A 19,876-nucleotide genomic window follows, 5' to 3' on the forward strand; every position below is an offset into this window, starting at 1 on the left:
TCAGGAGCGGGCGTAGTACCAGGAGAGTCCGCCGTCCGGGACGCCCGTACGGCGGGCGGTCTCCCCGGCGGTCGCTGTGGGTTCCCCGGTCGCTCCGGGTCCGTCCGGGGCCGGACCCGGAGCGGGTGCCGCCGAGGGTGCCGTCGAGGGGGCGGCCGCCGGCGCCGGGCGCAGGTCGGCGCACCGGGCACGCAGCGCGTCCAGCCGGGGCAGCATGCCCAGCACCGTGTCGAACGGGACACCGAAGTCGACCAGGCAGGCGATCTCGTCGACCCCGATCCCGGCCAGCCTGCGCACCACCTGCTCGCACTTGTCCGGCGTCCCCAGCAGCGAGCGCCGCCGGTAGAAGTCCTCCGCGGCGACGTCCACCAGCGCCCGCTGCTCCTCGTCGCTCATGGCGGAGGAGGCCCCGTCGACCGCCGCGTCCCCGCGCTTCTGGCGCACGAACGACGCCAGATAGCGACGGACGGGATCGTGCACGGTCCGCCGCACCTCCGCCTCGTCGTCGCCGACGAAGGTGTGCAGCCCCACGGTCACCACGCCCTCGGCCGGGTCGAGTCCGGCCCCGGCCCGCGCGGCCCGGTACGCGGCGACGTTCTCCGCCAGCCGCTCCCAACTGTCCAGCAGCGTGAGGACGTTGAGCCCCTCCCGGCCGGCCCGCAGCCAGGTCTCCGGATTCGAGGTGTGCACCAGCCACAGCGGCAGCTCCGGCTGGTGCGGCCGAGGATGGGTGCGCACCTCCAGCGGCCGTCCGTCCGGGCCGGGGAACGACACCCGCTCCCCCCGCCAGAGCGCGCGCAGCGTCGCGACGTGCCCGAAGGTGTACTCCCGCCGGTCCTCGTAGAGGTCCGGGTGGAAGACGAAGTCGCCCTTGTGCCAGCCGGTGGCCAGGCAGATCCCGGCCCGGCCGCCGGACAACTGGTCGACCAGGGCCCACTCCTCCGCCACCCGCACCGGGTGGTGGTGCGGCAGCACCACGCTCCCGGCCCGCAACCGCAGGTTCCTCGTCACCGTGGCGAGGGCCGCGCTGAGCACGGAGGGGTTGGGGAAGCTGCCGCCGAACTCCTGGAAGTGCCGTTCCGGCGTCCAGATCGCCAGGAACCCCCGGTCGTCCAGGTAGCGGGCGACGTCCAGGATGAACCGGTACCGGTCACCCGCGGCGTTGCGGTCGTCGGAGGAGAAGAAGTAGACGCTGAAGTCGGTCATGCGCGCGGTCCCTTCGGAGCGGGAGCGGGAGCGGACGTGGCGGTGGTGGCGGGTTCGGTCGGGGGCAGGGTGTCCGCCACGACCTCGGCGATGGCCCGCAGGTTCTCCTCCAGGACGATGGTGAAGTGGTCGGCGTCCAGGTGGTGGACGCGCACGTCGTCACCGGCCAGCGAGCCGAGCCCGTTGGTGGTGTCGCTGTCGTCCCGGCCGATCGCGGGCATGCCGTACGGATTGCGCGCGGCGGAGAAGCCCCGCGTGGCGTGGAAGACCGTGGTCGGCACCGGCCGGGCGAACGGCCGCGCCCGGTAGTCGAGCAGCAGCTTGCCGTTGAGGTCGAGGAGCGCGAACCGGGTGCGCACCAGCCGGTGCACCTCCTCCGCCGACAGTTCGGCCGGGGAGCCCTCCACCACGTGCCGGGTGACGTGGTCGATGGCCTCCTCGGCCGACAGACCCGTCAGCTCCTCGATGGTCAGTGACGGTTCGGCCTTCCACAACTGCGAGGCCGAGTTGCCGATCAGCATCAGTGTGACCGCGTCCTGGTTCTCCTCGGTGATCACCGAGTTGTCGACGCCGTCCCAGGCGCCCGTCCCCGGCAGCAGGGCGTCCACGAGGTACAGGTGGGCCACCTCGGCTCCGTCCGCCACCAGTTGGCGCGCCATCTCGAAGGCCAGGATGCCGCCGAAGGAGGCCCCGCCGAGCACGTACGGCCCCTCGGGGTGCTCCGCCCGGATCTCCGCCACGTAGCGTGCCGCCATCGCCTCGATGGACGGGAACTCGGTGAACCGCAGATCGGCGTCCAGCTGCTCCAGCCCGTGGAGCGGATACTCCATGCCCAGGTACCGGGACAGGTAGATGCAGTAGCTGACGTCACCGAACAGGTGGTGCACCCAGTACGACGGCATCCTGGTCCCGGAGCGGTTGATGGGAACCAGGAAGCTGCGGTCCCCGGCGGGGACGGTGCGGACACCGCGTCCTGCGGCCACGGGCGCGGGCCGGGGCGCGGGTGCCGTCCCGGAGGCGCGGGGGTCCAGCCGTGCGGCGCCCTCGCGCGACAGGGTGCCACCGGGCACCTCCACCGCGTCCAGCAGGACCGGCGGCGGCACCAGCGCGCGGTCCCAGGACCCCGCCCCGGGGGCGGCCAGGACGGCGGTCCGGCCGGCCGGGGCGAGCGGGCGGACGGGTGTGTCCCCGACGGCCCGGCGCAGCAGCCGGCGCCAGTCGGCCGCCCCGGCCAGGCGCTCCTCCAGCGGGGTGCCGCGCAGGGGGACACCGGGAAGCGCGGACAGCGACCGGACGGCGGAGCGGAGCGCCGCCCCGCGGTCCGCCGCGGTCCCCGAGGGGGCGGGCGGCGGCGCGGACGCCGGGGAGCCGCACCAGACGGCGGCGAACTGCTCGGCCACCGCGCGCACATCGGCCGCGTCGTCCCCGGCGAGCCGCTCCTCGGGTCCGGGCGCGTCCAGCAGCACCAGATCGGCGACCTCGTGGCCCGCGTCGGTCAGCAGCCGTGCCGCCTCCACCGCGAGCCGGGCGGCCACCGCGTGACCGGCCAGCCGGTACGGGCCCGCAGGACGGTGCGCGAGGATCGCGTCGACGCACACCCGCGCCAGCTCCGCCAGCCCGTGCCCCGCCGTCGTGCCGCGCGGGGCGGGAGTGGTGAACTCGACTCCCCGGACCGGCCCCCGGGCGGCGAACGGCGCGCGCAGGCGCAGCAGCCAGGTCAGCTCGCCGGTCTCCCCGGGCAGGCCGTACAGAGGGGTGCCGGGGCCGTCCTCCCCGAAGGGGACCACGACCGCCCGGGGCGCCGGGGCGGGCGGCGCGTCCGGTGCGCCCGCCGCCCGGTCGGCCGCGCCGGGTTCCCCGGCGGTGGCGGGTGCGGGTCCGCCGTCCGGGGAGACGCCGTACTCGTCGGTGAGGTGCCGGACGAGGCTGTCCAGGGTCGTGCACTCGAAGATCGCCGCCATGGGGATGTGGTCGCCGAACGCGCCCTGGATGCGCTGCATGATCCGCAGCGCCGAGATCGAGTCGACGCCGTACGCAGCCAGGTCCCGGTCGGGGGCCACGGACTCGGGCGGCAGACCGATGCCCTCGGCGAGCAGGACCCGCACCCGGGCGGCCAGGCCGCCGCCGGGGGCGGGAGCCGTTGCCGGGGCCGTCGTCCCGTCCGCCGCGGTCGCGGAGCGGGAGGCGGGTGGCGTCGGCGGCGCCGTGGGTGCGGGCTCGGGCGCGGGCACGGTGGCGGGGCGAGCGGGCGCCGGTGGGGCCGGCGCAGCGAGGTGCGGGGGAGCGGGGAGTGCCGGGGACGCCGGAGGTGCGGGGGCCGGGCCGGTCACGGGAGCCGGGGCCGGGACGACGGACGCCGTCGGCCGGGGCGGGGAGGTGACCCCTGCCGTCGCGGCCGGGGCGGTCGCGGCGGGCACGGTCACCGGGACGGGCGCCGTGGCCGTCGTGGGCGCGGCTCCGGTGAACCAGTGGCGCTCGCGAGCGAAGGGGTACGTGGGCAGCCCCGCCACCCGGCGCCACGGCTCACCGCTGTCCAGCGCGGACCAGTCGAGGTCGGCGCCCCGCACCCACAGGGCCGCCGCCTTGCCCAGGTCGCCGGAGCGGGCCAGCTCCAGCACCCGTGCCGTGTCGTCCGCGTCCAGCACCCCGGCGGCGGCCCGGTCGGGCACGGCCGGGGTGCTCTCGGCGACCACGTCGCACCGCTCACCGGCGGCGAACGCCCGCAGCGCCGCGGCCAGCCGCGCGGAGGAGTCGGTGACCACGGCGAGACGGCGCTCCAGCGCGGGCCGCCCGACCCGCAGCGTCCGGGCGAGCGCGCGCAGGCCCACGGGGTCCGCGCCGCCGGCCGCCGCCCGGTCCAGCCGGTCCGCGAACAGGGTCGCGTACTCCCTGAGCCGGTCGTCGGAGCGGGCGCTGAGCACGAAAAGCTCCGGGGTGCCGTCGTCGGCGGGCACCGCCCGCGGGTCGACGAACTCCTCCACCACCACATGGGCGTTGACACCGCCGAAGCCGAACGAGCTGATCCCGGCCAGCCGGGGCGCCTCGGCACCGGAGGCGGTGCGCGGCCGGTCCCACGGGCGGACCGAGTCGACCAGGTGGAACGGGCCGTCCGCCAGGTCGAGCAGCGGGTTGGGGCGCTCCAGGTGCAGCGTCGGCGGCAGCATGCCGTGCCGCATCGCGAGGACGGTCTTGACGAGTCCCGCGATGCCCGCCGCGGTCTCCAGGTGCCCGACGTTGGTCTTGACGCTGCCGAGGGCGATGCCCCGGCCGTGCTCCGGCCCCACCCCCAGCTCGTGGAAGGCTCGGGTGAGGCCCTTGAGTTCGACCGGGTCGCCGAGCGCGGTCCCGGTGCCGTGCGCCTCCACGTAGCCGACGAGGGACGCGTCGGTGCCGCCCCGCCGGTGCGCCGCGGTGATCACGGCCGCCTGCGACTCGGAGTTGGGCGCGGTGAGCGACGCCGCCCGGCCGCCGTGGTTGACCGCCGTGCCGCGGATCACCGCGTACACCGTGTCGCCGTCGTCGAGCGCCGCCGACAGCGGCTTCAGCAGGACCGCGCCGACGCCCTCGCCGCGCACATAGCCGTCGGCGCGGTGGTCGAAGGACTTGCAGCGGCCGTCCGGGGCCAGCATCCCGGACTTGCCGAAGGCCAGGTGCCCGGTGGGCGTGAGGGTGAGGTTGACCCCGCCCGCGATCGCCGCCGAGCATTCGCCGGAGCGCAGGGCGCCCACCGCGCGGTGCACCGCGACCAGCCCCGACGAGCAGGCGGTGTCGACCGGTTCGCTCGGTCCGCGCAGGTCCAGCAGGAAGGAGACGCGGTTGGCCAGGATGCTGTGCGCGTTGCCGGTGGCGACCTGGCCGTCGATCTCGGTGCCGGATTCCAGGAGCAGCGTGGCGTACTCGGTGGAGCCGCAGCCGACGAAGACGCCGGTGCGGGTGCCGGCCAGGGAGGCCGGATCGTGGCCCGCGTCCTCGACGGCCCGCCACACGGTCTGCAGGAACAGCCGGTGCTGCGGGTCCATCAGCCGGGCCTCGCGCGGCGAGATGCGGAAGAACCCGGCGTCGAACCGGTCGGCGTCGGCCAGGAAGCCGCCCCAGCGGGAGGCCACCCGCCCGGGATCGGTCCTCGGATCGCCGTAGATTTCCCGCCAGTCGAAGCGCTCGGCCGGTATCTCCTCGACGAGGTCCCGCCCGGCGAGCAGGTTGGCCCAGTAGGAGGCGAGGTCGGGGGAGCCGGGGAAGGCGCCCGCCATCCCGACGATCGCGACGGGCTCGGCCACGCCCGGGTGCCCCGGCTCCGGACGGCCGGTCCCGGTGGGAGGCGGCGGTCCCGGGGCCGTCCCGGGCGGGAAGGCCGGCGCGGGGGCCGGCACTCGTGCCGGTGCCGGTGCTTGTGGCCGGTCCGGTGCCGGTGGTTCGGGGCTCGGGGGTGCGGCCGGGGCCTGCGGCACGGTCGCCGTCTGCCGGGCCAGGGCCTCGATCAGGGCCCCGACATCGCGGAAGCCGTACAGGTCGGCGGGGTTGAGGGAAGTGCCCAGCTCGGCGTTGACGCGGACGGTCAGTTCGACCACCGTGACCGAGTCGAAGCCGAAGTCGCTGAGGTGCTCGTCCAGTCCGATGTCCTCGTGCCGCACCCCCAGCACCGCCGCCACCGCGTCCACCACGGTGGCGCGCATCCGGCCGATGGTCTCTGTCACGTCGTCCTCCTCCGGGACCGAGGTGTGGCGGGGCCGGTGTTCCGCGGCGGGGACGGCGGCCGGTCCGGAGGCCGGCACCGGGACCGGAGCCCGGACCGGCACCGCCGGGGGCGCATCGGTGACGCCCGCGGGGGCCGTTCCGGCGGGCAGCCGGTGCGGGGTCCGGGCGAAGGGGTAGCCGGGCAGGGAGACGATCCGGCCCTCGTCCAGGCCGAGGGCCTCCGCCGCCCCCGTCAGCCGGGCGCCCGCCGCCCAGGCCGCGCCCGCCGCCGCCAGGGCGGCCGGCCCGGCGCCGGGCGCGACGGTGTGACCGGTGTCCGCGTCCGCCGGGGCGTGGCCGGCCGACACCCGGTCAGGCCGTTCCCCGGCGAGATGGCGGTCCAGCAGGGAGACGAGTTCGGGGACGTCGTGCGCCACGACGGCCAGCCTGCGCCCGAGCGGTTCGCGGCCCACCGCGAGGGTGCGGGCCACGTCCGCCAGTTCCGGCGCCGCGTCGCCGCGTTCCGCCAGATGGTCGCGCAACCGGTGTGCGTGGGCGGTGAGTTGTTCCTCCCGCCGGGCCGACAGCAGGATCAGGCGCGGCATCGCACCCGCTCCCGGCCCCGCCTGGGCCCGGGGCCGCGGTTCCGGCGGACCGGCCAGCACCGCATGGGCGTTGGCGCCGCCCGCGCCGAAGGAGCTGACCGAGGCGAGCCGTCCGGCGGCAGGTGTGCCGCCGGGCCAGGGCTCCGGCTCCCGCACCAGGCGCAGCGCGTCGCCGTCGAACTCCGCGACGGGACGGGGGCAGTCCAGGGTGGGCGCCAGCTCACCGTGCCGCATCTGGAGCAGCACCTTGATGAGCTGGGCCATCCCGGAGGCCGCTTCCAGGTGGCCCAGGGACGGCTTCACGGACCCGACCGCCACCCCGGCTCCCCCGAACACCCGGGCCAGCGCCGCCGCCTCCACGGGATCGGCGATCGGGGAGCCGGTCGCCTGCGCCTCCACGTACTGCACGGCGCCGGGCTCGACACCCGCGCGGGCCAGCGCCCTGCGGATCAGTTCCTCCTGGGCGTCGGCGCTCGGGGTGACCATGCTGTCGGTGGCCCCGTTCGCGTTGGCCGCGGTCCCCAGGACCAGGCCGTGCACCCGGTCGCGGTCGCGCAGTGCCGCCGCCAGCGGCTTGAGCACGACGGCGCCCACGCCTTCGCCGGGGACCATGCCGTCGGCGTCCCGGTCGAAGGAGCGGCTGCGGCCGTCCGGGGCGAGCATCCTCATCCCCGCCAGGGCGTCGTGGTGCGACGGGTCCAGGATCAGGTTGACGCCGCCCACCACGGCGGCGCCGCAGTCCCCGCGCCGTACCGCCCCGCACGCCAGGTGCAGGGCGGTCAGGGAGGACGAGCAGGCGGTGTCCACGGCCAGGCTCGGCCCGGTGAAGCCGAGCACGTGCGAGACGCGGTTGGCCACCGACCAGTGCGCGGAATGGGCGCGCGCCTCGTGGCCCGCGCCGCGCAGCTCCGCCGCCCGCACCTGGTAGGGGCTGTGCATCACCCCGGCGAACACGCCGACACCGGCGCCGTTCGTGGCGCGTGCCGCGCGTTCCAGACCGGCCCGGGTGGTTCCCGCGTCCTCCAGCGCCGTCCACACCGCCTCCAGGAACAGCCGCTCCTGGGGGTCGGTGCGCTCGGCGTCCCGGGGGGACATCCGGAAGACCAGTGGGTCGAACGCCTCCACGTCGTCCAGGAACCCGCCCCACCGCGCCTCACCCTCCTTCTGATCGGCCGCCCAGTGCCCGCCGGGCACCCCGGAGACGGCCCGCCGGCCGGCGCGCAGCCGCCCCCAGAGCACGTCGGGCGTACCGGCCCCGGGGAACCGTCCGGAGAACCCGACGACGGCGAGCGGCTCCTCGGCGGTGGGCGTCGGCACCACCCGGGCCGGGGCGCCCTGTCCGGCCGGAGCGATCGGGTGGGCCGGTGCCGCCGGGCCGACCGCGGCCGGCGCGGCCGGGACCGGGACGTGCGGGGACCCGACGGCCTCCGCCGGGACCGGCCCGGCCGCCGCATCCCCGACCGGAGCGGGAACCGGGGCGGTGTCCGTGCCGGACGGCCACCCTCCGTTCCCTCCCGCGCCCGGTGCTCCGGACGCCGTCCCGCCCGCGCGCGGCACCGCGGCCACCGCCCCCGTCGGGACGTATCCGGCATCCGGGGCGGGCTCCGTCGCCGCGGCCGGGCCGGACAGCCGGTCCAGCGGACGGGAAGGATCGCCGAGCAGCGCCTCGACCACCCCGTCGAGCGACGTCGTCTCGAAGCGCACGGCGCGCGGGACGGGCCCGAGCCGGGCCTCGACCCGCTCCAGGACCTCCATGGCCACCAGGGAGTCCACCCCGTACGAGGACAGGGGCGCGGCGGGATCGAGGTCCGCCGCGTCCATGCCCAGCACCGAGGCGAGCACCTCCCGCAGATACGCGGTGGCTGCCGCGACGGGAGCGGGGCCGGTCGGGGCCGGGCGGGCGCCGGTCCCGTCCGGCCGTACGGCGACGGCGGTCCCGGCCACCCCGCCGCCCGTGAACCGGTCCGGCGCTCCGCCCGCCGTCTCCAGCAGCACCCCGGCAAGTTCGCGCACGGACACCGACTCGAAGCGGACGTGGCGCGGTGCCGTGCCGAGGTCCGCCTCGATCCGCTCGGCCGCCTCCAGGGCGACCAGGGAGTCGACCCCGTAGGAGGACAGCGTTGCCGCCGGGTCGAGGTCCGTCCTGTCCATCCGCAGTACGTCGGCCAGGACGCCCCGCAGATACGCCGCGGCGGCCTCAACCGCGTCCGGTCCGGGCGCCGTCCCCGGCGCGTCCGGCATCGGCGCCGAGGACGGGAGCGCCGCCCCGCCGACCGCGCCCCCGCCCACCCCGCCCCCGGCGTCCGTGCCCCCGGCGTCCGCGCCCCCGGCGTGCGTGCCCCCGGCGTGCGGGGCGCGCCCTACGGGCACCGGCCACTCGTCGCGCTCGGCCAGGAACACGTGCTGGCCCGCCGCCCCGTCGTCCGGCCCCGCCGCGCCCACGGTCCGCACCCCGCGCAGCCCGGCGTCCAGCAGCACCGACCGCCAGGTCCCCGGGCTGAGCAGCGGCGAGCACGGCTGGCGCAGCTCCCCGTCCCCGTACGCCCACCAGCCCTCGGTCAGGCCGAAGATCATGGTGACGGCGTCCAGCACCCGCGTGCCCTCGTTGACCACCAGCAGCCCGCCGGGCCGCAGCAGTCGCGCCGCCGCCCGGACGACGCCGCGCACATCGCGGGTGGCGTGCAGCACGTTCGCCGCGAGGACGACGTCGTGGGCCTCCTCCTCGAAGCCCTGCGCCACCGGGTCCCCCGCGATGTCCAGCACCGAGAAGTCCGCGTACGGGTACGCCTCCCCGAACCGCTCGCGGGCCCTGCGGACGAGTCCGGGGGAGAGGTCCGTGAACGCGTAGTCGACACGGTCGGCGAACGGGCGCAGGGCCTCCAGGACGGGACGAGCGGTGCCGCCGGTGCCCGCGCCGACCTCCAGCAGCCGCAGCCGCCCGGTGCCCTCGCCGGTCCACCGCTCCGCGTGGGCGGCGACGGCCGCCGCGCACACCGCGTTGAAGTGCTCCGAGCGCGGGTCGTCGTGGTACAGCGGCGCCAGCTTGTGGTGGCCGCCGCCCGGGAAGAGCACCGACAGCCCGTCGCGCCGGCCGGTCAGCACTTCCGGCAGCGCCCGCGCGCACTCCCGCAACAGGCCCACCAGCGCGCCCGCGTGGGGGTGCGCGGTGAGCAGCCGCTCCTCCAGCACCCCGGCGGCGGCCGGGTCCGGCACCCGGGGCCCGGTCGCCGGTACGGTGAACGCGCCGTCCGCGCCGCGCTCCAGGTGCCCGCCCCGTACCAGCGCCGACAGCGCCGCGTCCAGCAGCCGTCCACGGGCCGGGGGCACCCCGAGACGTTCCGCGAGCGCGGTCCGGGTCACCGTCGTGCCGGGGCCGGGCCACGAGCCGTGGGCGAGGAAGGCGTCCCGCAACAGCACCCGTGCGTACGGCTCCAGGGCGGCGAAGTACTCCGCGCCCGCCGGCCCGGGGCCCTCGGCGGTCCTCCGCCGGGCCGCGGCCTCCGCCGCGCGGACCGCCCCGGATCCACCGGACGGCACCGGGGCCGGGCGCACCCCCGGGCCGTCTTCCGCCCCCGCCAGCCGGACCGGCGCCACCTGCACGGCCGGACCGGCCAGCACCCGCCGCAACGCGGTCAGGCCCGCCGCGTCGCTCAGCGGCTCGACCCCGAGCCGGGCGGCCACCCCGGCCCGGTAGCCGTCGGTGGCGACCGAACCGCTCTCGCCCCACAGCCCCCAGTCGAGGACCCGGACGGGCAGCCGCAGCCTGGCCGCCAGGAACCGGCCGTAGGCGTCCTGGAAGGTGGAGGCCGCCGCGTAGTTGCCCTGCCCGGCGTTGCCGTTGAAGGAGATCGCGGAGGAGAACACCGCGAAGAAGTCCAGCGGGTCGTCCGCCAGCACCCGGTGCAGCACCACCGTGCCGTACGCCTTCGGACCGAACGACGCGCGCAGCGTCGCCTCGTCCATCCGCGCCAGCGTCCGGTCCTCCAGCACGAAGGCCGAGTGCACGACGCCGTCCACGCCGCCCCACGCCTCGCGCATGCCCGCCACCGCGCGCCGCAGCGCCGGTTCGTCGGTGACGTCCGCGACCGCGTACGCCACCCGGTCCGGCAGTTCGGACAGCAGGGCCCGGGCCCGCTCGGGCAGGTGCTCCTGGGGCCTGCGGCCGGTCAGCAGCACCCGTGCCCCGTGGGCGCGGGCCAGGTGCCCGGCGACGACCGTGCCCAGTCCGCCCGCGCCCCCTGTGACCAGATACCGCCCGCCCTCGCGCAGCGGCGGGTCGCCGGTGCCGGACAGGTCGATCCGCTCCAGTTCCCGGACGTGGCGCACCCCGCCGCTCAGCGCCACCGGGTGCGCGGGCCGGGCGGCGGGCTCCGCCGCCAGCGGGGCGAGCAACTCCTCCCAGGCGTCCTGCCGCGCGCACCGCAGCAGATCCTCGCGCGCCACGTCGACGCAGCTCAGGCCGAGGGACGCCAGCTCACGGGAGGCCGTGGCGACCAGTCCGGGCAGCCCGCCCGCGAAGGGGTTGCGCGCCGCGACGGCCTCGTCGACGGCCTGCACCCCCGAGGTCACCACCCGGACGCGGACCCCCGCGCCGGAACGGGTCCCTCCGGCGGCGTCCGTGCCGACACCGCCGTCCACGCCTTCGCCGGCGCCCGTGTCGCCGCCGGGGGCGGACCGCGGGGCGGCGCGGCGCGTGTCCAGGGCGCGCAGCAGGTGGAACAGGGCCACCGGGCCCCGGTCCAGGGCCTCGTCGAGCTGGCCGAGGTCGTCGGCCGAGTACAGCCGCTCCTCCACACCGCCCAGGAACCAGACCGTGCCCGGCCCCCCGGCCTCGTCCAGCACCCGGCCGAAGGCGTCCGCCGAGAGCGCGACCTCCTCCAGCGGCACCCGCACCACGTGGTGTCCGGCGGCCCGGTGGTGCGCGGCCAGCGCGCGGCCGAGCCCGTGGTCGTGGGCCGTGTCCAGCACCAGCACCGGGCCCGGGGCGCCCCCGGACGCCTCCCCGCCGTCGCCATCGGAGGCCGTCGTGCCCGCCGGTGCCGCCGGCCGCCACACCGGTCGGTACAGCGGCACGTCATCGTCCCCGCCGTCGGCGGCAGCGGTCGTCCCCGCCGACGAAGGCGCCGGGCGGGCCACGCGCAGCCCCTCGAACCGGGCCAGCACCGCGCCGTCGGCGTCGGCGAGGACGACGTCCGCGCGCGCGGTGCCGCGCACGGCGTCCAGCGCCACCAGCCGCACGTGGACGTAGCGGGCGCGCAGCGCGGAGCCGCCCCACACGATCCGGGACACCGACGCGGGCAGGACGGCGCGCTCCCCGTCCTCGGGCAGCACCCCCTGCACCGCGTGCAGCGCGCTGTCCGTCAGCGCCGCCCCGGCCGCCCACGGCGGAGCCCCCGTGCCGGGCCCGGACAGCTCCCCGAACGCCTCGCCGTCACCCCGGTACAGCGCCCCGAGCCCCCGGTACAGCGGACCGTAACGCAGGCCCGCCGACCGGGCCCGGCCGTACACCTCGCCGCCCTCGACCCGCCGCCCGCACCGGGCGCGCACCGCCGCCACGTCGAGCGTGCCCAGGTCCGTACCGCCGCCCGGGGTCAGCACCCCGCTGGAGTGCACGGTCCCGGACGCGGCACCACGGACCTCGTAGGCGCCGCGTGCCCCGTTCGCTCCCCGGCCCGCGCCGTCCCCGGCGAACCGGACGGTCGCGTCCAGCACGCCCGCACCCGCCACCAGCGGGACCCGCCAGCGCACGTCCTCGAAGACCGCCGGCGCCTCCGCGAGCCCCGCCGCCCGCCGCGCCAGTTCCAGGTGCACGACCCCGGCGACCACGGCCCGGCCGTCCACCAGATGGTCCGCGATCACCGCGTCGGTCCGGGACGGCAGCGGCGGGACGGTGTCCTCCCGGCCGCCCGGGCCGGCTCCGCCGCCGGACGCGGCGGCCGGTTCGTCCACCAGGTCCACCCAGTGCCGCCCGCCGCCGAACGGATACGACGGCAGCGGCACCGGAGTGGGACGTGGGTCCCCGAACGCCTCCCGCCACACGACGGGCGCCCCCGCCACCCAGGCCGCGGCGAGCGCGGCCCACCCCGGTCCGTCCGCCGGGGCCGTCACGGCGGGCACCCCGGCGCCCCCGCCCGCGCGGCCCGCGCGCACCGCGGACGACACCTCGCCGTCGAGATGGGCGCTCAGCAGCTCGCACAGCTCGTCCACCGAGGAGGCCACCACCGCGAGCCGGTGGTCCCACTCGTCGCGCCCGGTCAGCAGGGTGAACGCGATGTCGCGCAGCGCACGGCCGGGCCCCCGCGTCAGATCCGCCACCAGCCGCTCCGCGATCCTCCGCAACTGCTCCGGAGTACGGGCCGACAGCCCCACCGCGTAGGGCCGTCCGTCGTCCGCCGACCCCTGCGGGACGGCCCACTCCTCCAGAACCACGTGTCCGTTGGCGCCCCCGGCCCCGAAGGAGCTCACCGCCGCGCGGCGCGGGGTGCCGGCCGGGGCGGGCCAGGGTTCCTTCGTCCGCTGCGGACGGAACGGGGTGGTCTCCAGCCGGAGCCCGGGGTTGACCGGCTCGCTGTGCAGCGTGGGCACCAGGGTGCGGTGCGCGAACTGCAGCACGACCTTGGTGACGCCGCCCACGCCGGCGGCTGCCTGGGCGTGGCCGATGTTGGACTTCACCGAACCGATCGCGCAGAAGCCGGTGTCGTCGGTGTGCTCGGCGAACGCCCGCCGCAGCCCCTCCACTTCGACCGGATCGCCCAGCGCCGTCCCGGTCCCGTGCGCCTCGACGCAGCCGATGGTCCGCGCGTCGACGCGGGCCGCGCGCAGCGCCTCGGAGACGACCGCGCCCTGGGCGCGGGGCGTCGGCACGGTGTAACCGTTGCTGCGCCCGCCGTGGTTGACGGCGGTGCCGCGCACCACGGCGTGGATGCGGTCGCCGTCGGCGAGGGCGTCGGACAGCCGCTTCAGGACCAGCGCCCCGGCCCCCTCGCCCGGCACGAAGCCGTCGCCGTCCGCGCCGAAGGCCCGGCAGCGGCCGTCGGAGGCCAGCAGCCGCATGTCGGTGAGGGCCGCGTACTTGATGGGGTGGATGTTGACGTTGACGCCGCCCGTCACGGCCATCCGGGACTCGCCCGACAGCAGGCTGCGGCAGGCCAGGTGTAGCGCCGTCAGGGAACCGGAGCAGGCGGTGTCGACGACCATGCTGGGCCCGTGCACGTCGAGGACGTAGCTGAGCCGGTTGGCGATCGAGTAGTCCATGGAGTGCGCGAGGACCTTGTTGCCGCGGCCCCACTGCTCGGCGCCGACGAGCCCGTACTGGGAGCCGGTCACGCCGACGAACACGCCGACGGCGTGAGTGTCACCGGTCCGGGTGGCCTCGTGCAGCCGCCGGCGCGAGTACCCGGCGTGCTCCAGCGCCGACCAGGCGACCTCCAGGAAGATCCGCTCGTTCGGGTCGAGCCGGGCGGCCTCGGCGGGGGAGATGGCGAAGAACAGCGGGTCGAAGCGGGCCACGTCGTCGAGGAAGCCGCCCCACCGGCCGGTGACGGCGCCGGGGGTGCCGCGCCGGTCGGTGAGGAGGCGGTCGTTGTCCCAGCGGTCCCCGGGCACCGTGGTGATCAGATCGGTGCCCGAGGCCAGCGACTCCCAGAACTCGTCGAGGTCGGCGCCGCCCGGGTACCGTCCGGCCAGGCCCACGACGGCGACCGCCCGGTCGAGCGGCAGTCCTCCGGAGAGCTCCCCGGGCGGACCGGTGCGCGCGCGGTGCCTGGTGTCGGCGGGGCGGGCGGGGGAGCCGGTACTGCCGGTGCCGGGGGCGGAGGTGCCGGTGCCGGTGCCCGCGCCGTCCGGCGTACCCGGCGCGTCCGGGGCCGTCGGTGCGAAGCCCTCCGGGTGCCGCGCGACGAGGTACCGGGCCAGCTCCGCCACGGTCCGGTACTCGAACAGCAGGGTCACCGGGAGGTCGCCGAAGCGGTCCTCCAGGGTGGCGGTCAGCTTCTTGATGAGGATCGAGTCCACCCCGAAGGTGGAGAACTCCTGGTCGGCGCGGAGCCGTCCGGGGGGCAGCTTGGCGGTCCTGGTGACCAGGTCCAGCAGATACGCCTCCGCTGCCGCGGTCCGGTCGCCTCCGCCGGAGCCGCCGCCCTCGCCGTCCCCACCCGGGCCGCCGACCTCGCCGGTCCCGACTGCCGCCCGTGCCGGGTCCCTTCCGGTGCCCGGCCGCGAACCCTCTCCGTCCCCGGTCGCCGAGGGACCGGCCTGCGCGGCCCCGGCCGACTCCTCGCGCGACACCCGTGCGACCCAGGCGCGGGCGCGGTCCGCCCGCCCGTGGACCAGCAGGATCTCCGGCTCCCCGGCCGCGAGGGCGGCGGACAGCTCCCGCAGCCCCGTCCCCGTCGGCATGGGCAGCATCCCCTGCGTCTCCTCCAGCATCCGGCGGTCGCGGTCCGACACCGTCATGCCGCCCTCCGCCCACAGCGGCCAGGCCACGGCCACCGACGCGCCGTGCCGCGAACCCCGGGCCACCCGCCGGGCGCGGGCCGCGGCCAGTTCACCCAGGGCCCGGTTGGCGGCGGCGTAGTCCGACTGACCGGCCGCCCCGAAGTAGGCGGACGTCGACGAGAACAGGGCGAACAGGTCGAGCGGCAGCCCGGCCGTGGCCCGGTCGAGGTGCGCCGCCCCGTCCAGCTTCACGGACAGCACCCGCCGCGCCGAGGCGAGGTCCTTGTTGACCAGGTACGCGTCCTCGTTGAGCCCCGCGCAGTGCAGGACGCCGTCCAGTCCGCCGAACTCGCGCACGGCGGTGTCGACGGCCGCGCGCGCCGCCCCGGGATCGGTGACGTCCCCGCGCACGGGGACGATCCGGGCCCCGGACTCCTCCAGCCGCCGGTACCCGGCCGTCTGCTCCGGATCCGGCGCGGAGCGGCCGGTGAGCACCAGCCGGGCGCGGTGGTCACGGGCGAGCAGCGCGGCAAGGCGCAGGCCGATGCCCCGGGTGCCGCCGGTGACCAGATACCGGCCGCCGTCCCGGAACACCGCGGACCGCCCGGTGCGGTCCGGTGCCGGGCGCAGCACCCGGACCTCCCGGCCGCCCGCGCCGTGGCGCACCTGTCCGAGGCCCGGCCGGAGCGCCGCCAGCTCCGCGAAGGCCACCTCGAAGGCGTCCACCGTGCCGCCGGGCCCGGTGTCGACCGTCACGGCCACCGCGCGCAGTCTGCGGTCCTCCGCGTGCGCCACCTGCGCCAGCGCGCCCAGGGCTGCGGCCGTGTCCGGGTGGTCCGGGCCGGTGAGGAACACCAGCGGCAGCGGTCCGGCCGAGCGGTCCGGGATCAGGGCGCGCACCAGGGGCAGCGCCCGCTCCACCGCGTGCCGGGCCTCCACCGTCCCCAGGTCGAGGACCAGTCCGCGTGGCCGCCCGTGCCGCGCGGCGTGCGCGGCCAGCCGCGCCGTCCAGTCCCCGGCTTCCATGGTTGCCCCGTCCGTCCGCAGGGTCCGTGCCCCGGCCGGTACGGGCGCGGCGGCGTCGGTCAGGAACAGGACGTCCCCGGCCGCGACGGCGGGGTGCCCGGCCGGGCGCGCGGCGGCCGGTTCCCAGACGGGGACGAACCGTACGGTCCCCGGGCGCTCCTCCGCAGGGTCGGCGGCCCCGGCGCGGGCGAGCAGCCGGGCGGCCACCCCGGGATCCAGCCGTCCGTCGCGGACCCGTTCGAGGACCAGACGGCGGAGCGTGTCGGTGCTGGCTGTCATCGTTCCATCCCGTCGTTCCGGACCAGGCTGAGGTCCACGTCGTCAACGGTCACGTCGCCTCTGCTCAGGGCGTCGAGCAAGGCGATCAGCTCCTGCGGGGCGTCGTCCCGCAGGGGGTCGGCGGCGGCCGGGCCCCCGGGGACGTCCGGTGCCACCGGGCAGGGGGTGCCGGGGGCCGCGGTGGCGGGCGGGGCCCCGGACCCGGTGCGCCCGGGGTGTCCGGCGGGGCCGGCCGGACCGGGCTCCCCGTCGGGCTCGGCCTCCGCCCAGTGGGCGGTGGGGGCGAAGGGGTAGCCGGGCAGGCTCACCCGCCGTGTGCCCGGCCGCGAGAGCGCGGCCAGTTCCTCCGCGCCCGCCCCGCCCCCGGCCCAGAGCCGGCCCACCGTGCGCGCGTCGCCGACCCGGCCGGCCGAGGGGCGCGGCGCGGGGCCCGAGCCCGTGGCCCGCCCGCCGAACACCCCGTCGGCGGTGCGTCCTTCGGCGTGGCGGCGCAGGGCCGCCACGAGGTCCGGCAGGGTGCGGGCGGCCACGGCGAGCCGGTGCTCCATCGCGTTCCGGCCGGTGCACAGGGTGTGCGACACCTCGGCCGCCGTCAGGTCCCGCGCGCCGTCGAGCCGGTCGGCCAGGGCGCGGACCGCGTCCGCCAGCCGCTCCTCGTCCCGGGCCGACAGCACGAACAGCCGTTCGGCGGGCTCGTCGTCCGGGGCCGCCGGGGCGGGGGAGTGCCCGGGGTACTCCTCCAGGATCACATGGGCGTTGGTGCCGCCGAAGCCCATCGAACTCACCGCCGCCCGCCGGGGCAGCGCCCGCCCCCGTCCGTCCACCGGTGCGGGCCACGCGCGCAGCCGGTCGGCGATCCGGAACGGGCTGCCCTCCAGGTCCAGCAGCGGATTGGCCCGGCGGAAGTGGACGCTCGGCGGGATCATCCCGTGCCGCAGGGCCAGTACGGCCTTGACCACCCCCGCGAGCCCGGCGGCGGCCTCCAGATGGCCCATGTTGGACTTGATCGACCCCACCGCGCACCAGGGGGCCACCTCCTCGTCCTCCCCGATCCCCGCGCGCTCCGCGAACGCCCTCCGCAGGCCCCGCAGTTCGATCGGGTCGCCGACCTCCGTGCCGGTGCCGTGGGCCTCGACGAGGCCGACGGTTCGCGGATCGGTGTCCGATTCGCGCAGCACCCGCGCGATCAGCGACGCCTGCGCGGCCGGGTTGGGCACCGGCAGGGACTGCGCCCGGCCGCCGTGGTTCCCGCCGGAGCCGCGCACCAGCGCGTACACCGTGTCGCCGTCGGCCAGCGCCCGCGACAGCGGCTTGACGTACAGCGCGACCACGCCCTCGCCCCGGCCGAAGCCGTTCGCCGAGGCGTCGAAGGCCCGGGACCGGCCGTCCGGGGACAGCGCGCCCATCTGGCCGAGGGCGACGTACATGTCGGGCGCCAGCAGCAGGTGCACGCCGCCGACCAGGGCGGAGGAGCATTCGCCGTTCTCGATGGCGCGGACCGCGTGGTGCAGGGCGGTGAGGGAGCTGGAGCAGGCGGTGTCCACGGCCTCGCTGGGCCCGTGCAGCCCGAGTTCGAAGGAGATGCGGTTCGCCAGCACCGTCTTGGCGTTGCCGTTGACCGCGTACGGCTCCCGGTAGCGGCCCACCCGGGCCAGGTGCGTCGCGTAGTCGTGGGAGGTGGTGCCGATGAACACCCCGGTGTCGGTGTCCCGCAGCGAGGACGGCGCGTGCCCCGCGTCCTCCACCGCGTGCCAGGCGGTCTGGAGCATCAGCCGCTGCTGCGGGTCCATCACCTCCGCCTCGCGGCCCGAGATGCCGAAGAACTCGGCGTCGAACTCGGTGACCCCGTCGACGAACGCCCCCCAGCGGCTGTTGGTCCTCCCCGGCTCGCGGTGCGGGTCGCCGAACAGCGGACGCCAGTCCCAGCGGTCCGCCGGGATCTGCGTGACGTGGTCGGTGCCCGCCAGCAGATGGCGCCAGAGCTCGCGCGTGGTGCGTGCGCCGGGTACGCGGACGGCCATGCCCACGACGGCCACCGGGTCCCGGGGCGCGGTGCCCGCCGGGTCCGTCCCGTCGGCGTCGGCGTCGGCGGTCGTCGTTCCGGCGGTCCCGGGCCGCGGGTCCGGGCCGCTCCCCGCCGGTGCCCCGGACCCGGGGGCCGGGGCGGAGGGGGCCGCGAAACGGGCGCACGACTCCGGTGCGCGGGCGAGCAGTTCACGGGCGAGCGCGGCGACGGTGCCGGCCTCGTAGAGCAGCACCTTGGGCAGCTTCCCGAAGTCCGGTTCGAGTTCCCGTACGAGCTGGATGGTGCCGAGGGAGTCCACGCCCAGCTCGGTGAAGGAGGTCTCCTCGTCCACGGTGTCCGCCGGCACGGAGAGGAACGAGGCGACGACCTCCCGCAGATGGGCACGGACGGCCCGCTCCGTCTCCGCGGCCGAGGGCGAGGGCGAGGGCGAGGGCGCGGGGGCGGGGGCGGTCCCCGCCGGGGCGGAGGGAGCGGGAGCCGTCCGGGCGGGTGCGGTGATCGGGGGGACGGGGGGCGCGGTGCCTCCCGCCCGGGCCACGATCACGCACTGGTCGGTGTCCCCGTCCGGCTCGTCGGTGCGGTGCGCCCGTACCCAGGACCGCGTGAATCCGGCCCGACGGAGGACGTCCTGCCAGCGGTCGCGCGCCAGCAGCGGTGCGCCGGGCAGCCGTTCGGAGTCACGGCACGTCCACCAGCTGGGGATCAGGCCGAACAGCAGGAACTGGTAGTCGATGTCCGAGGTGATCTCGTTGAGGAGCAACAGCCCGCCGTCCGCGAGGAGTTCCCGCAGCCGGGCCGTCGACCTGGTGACGTCGCTCGTCGCGTGGACCGCGTTGGCGGCGATGACCAGGTCGTACGCGCCCGTCCCCAATCCCTGCGCGGCGGGGTCACGTTCCACGTCGAAGGTGGTGAACACCATCGGTACTCCGGTACCGGAGAGGGCGCCCCGGGCCCGCCGGAAGTAGGAGGCGGAGATGTCGGTGAAGGTGTACTCCACCCGTGCCCCGTGCCGCGCCAGGTGCTCCAGGACCGGTGCTGTGGTGCCGCCGGTACCGGCGCCCGCCTCCAGCACCCGCACCGTCCGGTCCGGGTCCCGGGCGAGACGCGCGCCGACGAAGCCCTCGGCGAGGCGGGCGACCAGGGTGTTGTAGTGGTCGGCGATGGCGTTGCCCCGGTACACCTGGCCCAGCAGGTCCGCCACCTCGCCGCCGAAGTACAGGTCGAGCGCCGACACGGCACCGGTGACCACCCGGGGGATGTGCGGAATCACCTCGCGGGCCAGCGCCGCCAGGCTGCCGACCTCCGGATGGTCCCGGACCAGCATCTCGAACTCACCTTCGACGAAGGTTCGTTCGGCGGCCCGGTCGGGCAGGGGGCGGGGCGCGGCGGCCATCATGGCGGCGAGCCGCGCGACGTGGCGCCCGTACGGCTCGACCGGCGGCAGCCCCGCCAGCACCGCGGCCGCCGTCAGCTCGCCCGTGACACCGAGGTGTTCGCGCAGGGAGAGCGCGGCGAGCCGGGTACCGACGGCGCCCAGCCGGTCCAGCCCGCGCCGCACACCGGCCGCGTCGTACCCCGCCCGGTCCAGGAACTCCCCGGCCGCCGCGAGCGCCGCCCCGACGGG

The 19,876-nt window shown here is 77.3% G+C and carries 3 protein-coding genes (1 of these 3 only partly in view); all 3 read right to left on the bottom strand.

Annotated elements, in window-relative coordinates; genetic code table 11:
- Tightly spaced (each overlapping or abutting the next), the 3 genes in view from GTY84_RS23340 to GTY84_RS23350 form a layout consistent with a single transcriptional unit that may run on beyond the window.
- Positions 1-1,206 (bottom strand): MupA/Atu3671 family FMN-dependent luciferase-like monooxygenase, encoded by a 1,206-nt coding sequence (locus tag GTY84_RS23340; RefSeq protein ID WP_161228335.1) that lies wholly within the window; start codon positions 1,204-1,206, stop codon positions 1-3.
- Positions 1,203-16,226: an SDR family NAD(P)-dependent oxidoreductase gene (locus GTY84_RS23345; protein ID WP_161228336.1), complete on the bottom strand. Its 15,024-nt coding sequence runs from the start codon at positions 16,224-16,226 to the stop codon at positions 1,203-1,205. The genes GTY84_RS23340 and GTY84_RS23345 overlap by 4 nt, the downstream gene beginning before the upstream one ends.
- Positions 16,223-19,876 carry the end of an SDR family NAD(P)-dependent oxidoreductase gene (locus GTY84_RS23350; RefSeq protein WP_161228337.1) on the bottom strand. The gene runs 7,374 nt beyond the window's last position, so 3,654 of the gene's 11,028 nt are visible here — the last part of the coding sequence; its start codon lies beyond the right edge, outside the window; its stop codon occupies positions 16,223-16,225. The genes GTY84_RS23345 and GTY84_RS23350 overlap by 4 nt, the downstream gene beginning before the upstream one ends.

The sequence above is a fragment of the Streptomyces sp. SID8352 genome, assembly GCF_009862265.1.
In the GTDB taxonomy this organism is placed as follows: domain Bacteria; phylum Actinomycetota; class Actinomycetes; order Streptomycetales; family Streptomycetaceae; genus Streptomyces.

Coding starts and splice junctions, on each gene's coding strand:
- GTY84_RS23340 (WP_161228335.1), bottom strand. CDS start 1,206: ATGACCGACTTCAGCGTCTACTTCTTCTCCTCCGACGACCGCAACGCC.
- GTY84_RS23345 (WP_161228336.1), bottom strand. CDS start 16,226: ATGACAGCCAGCACCGACACGCTCCGCCGTCTGGTCCTCGAACGGGTC.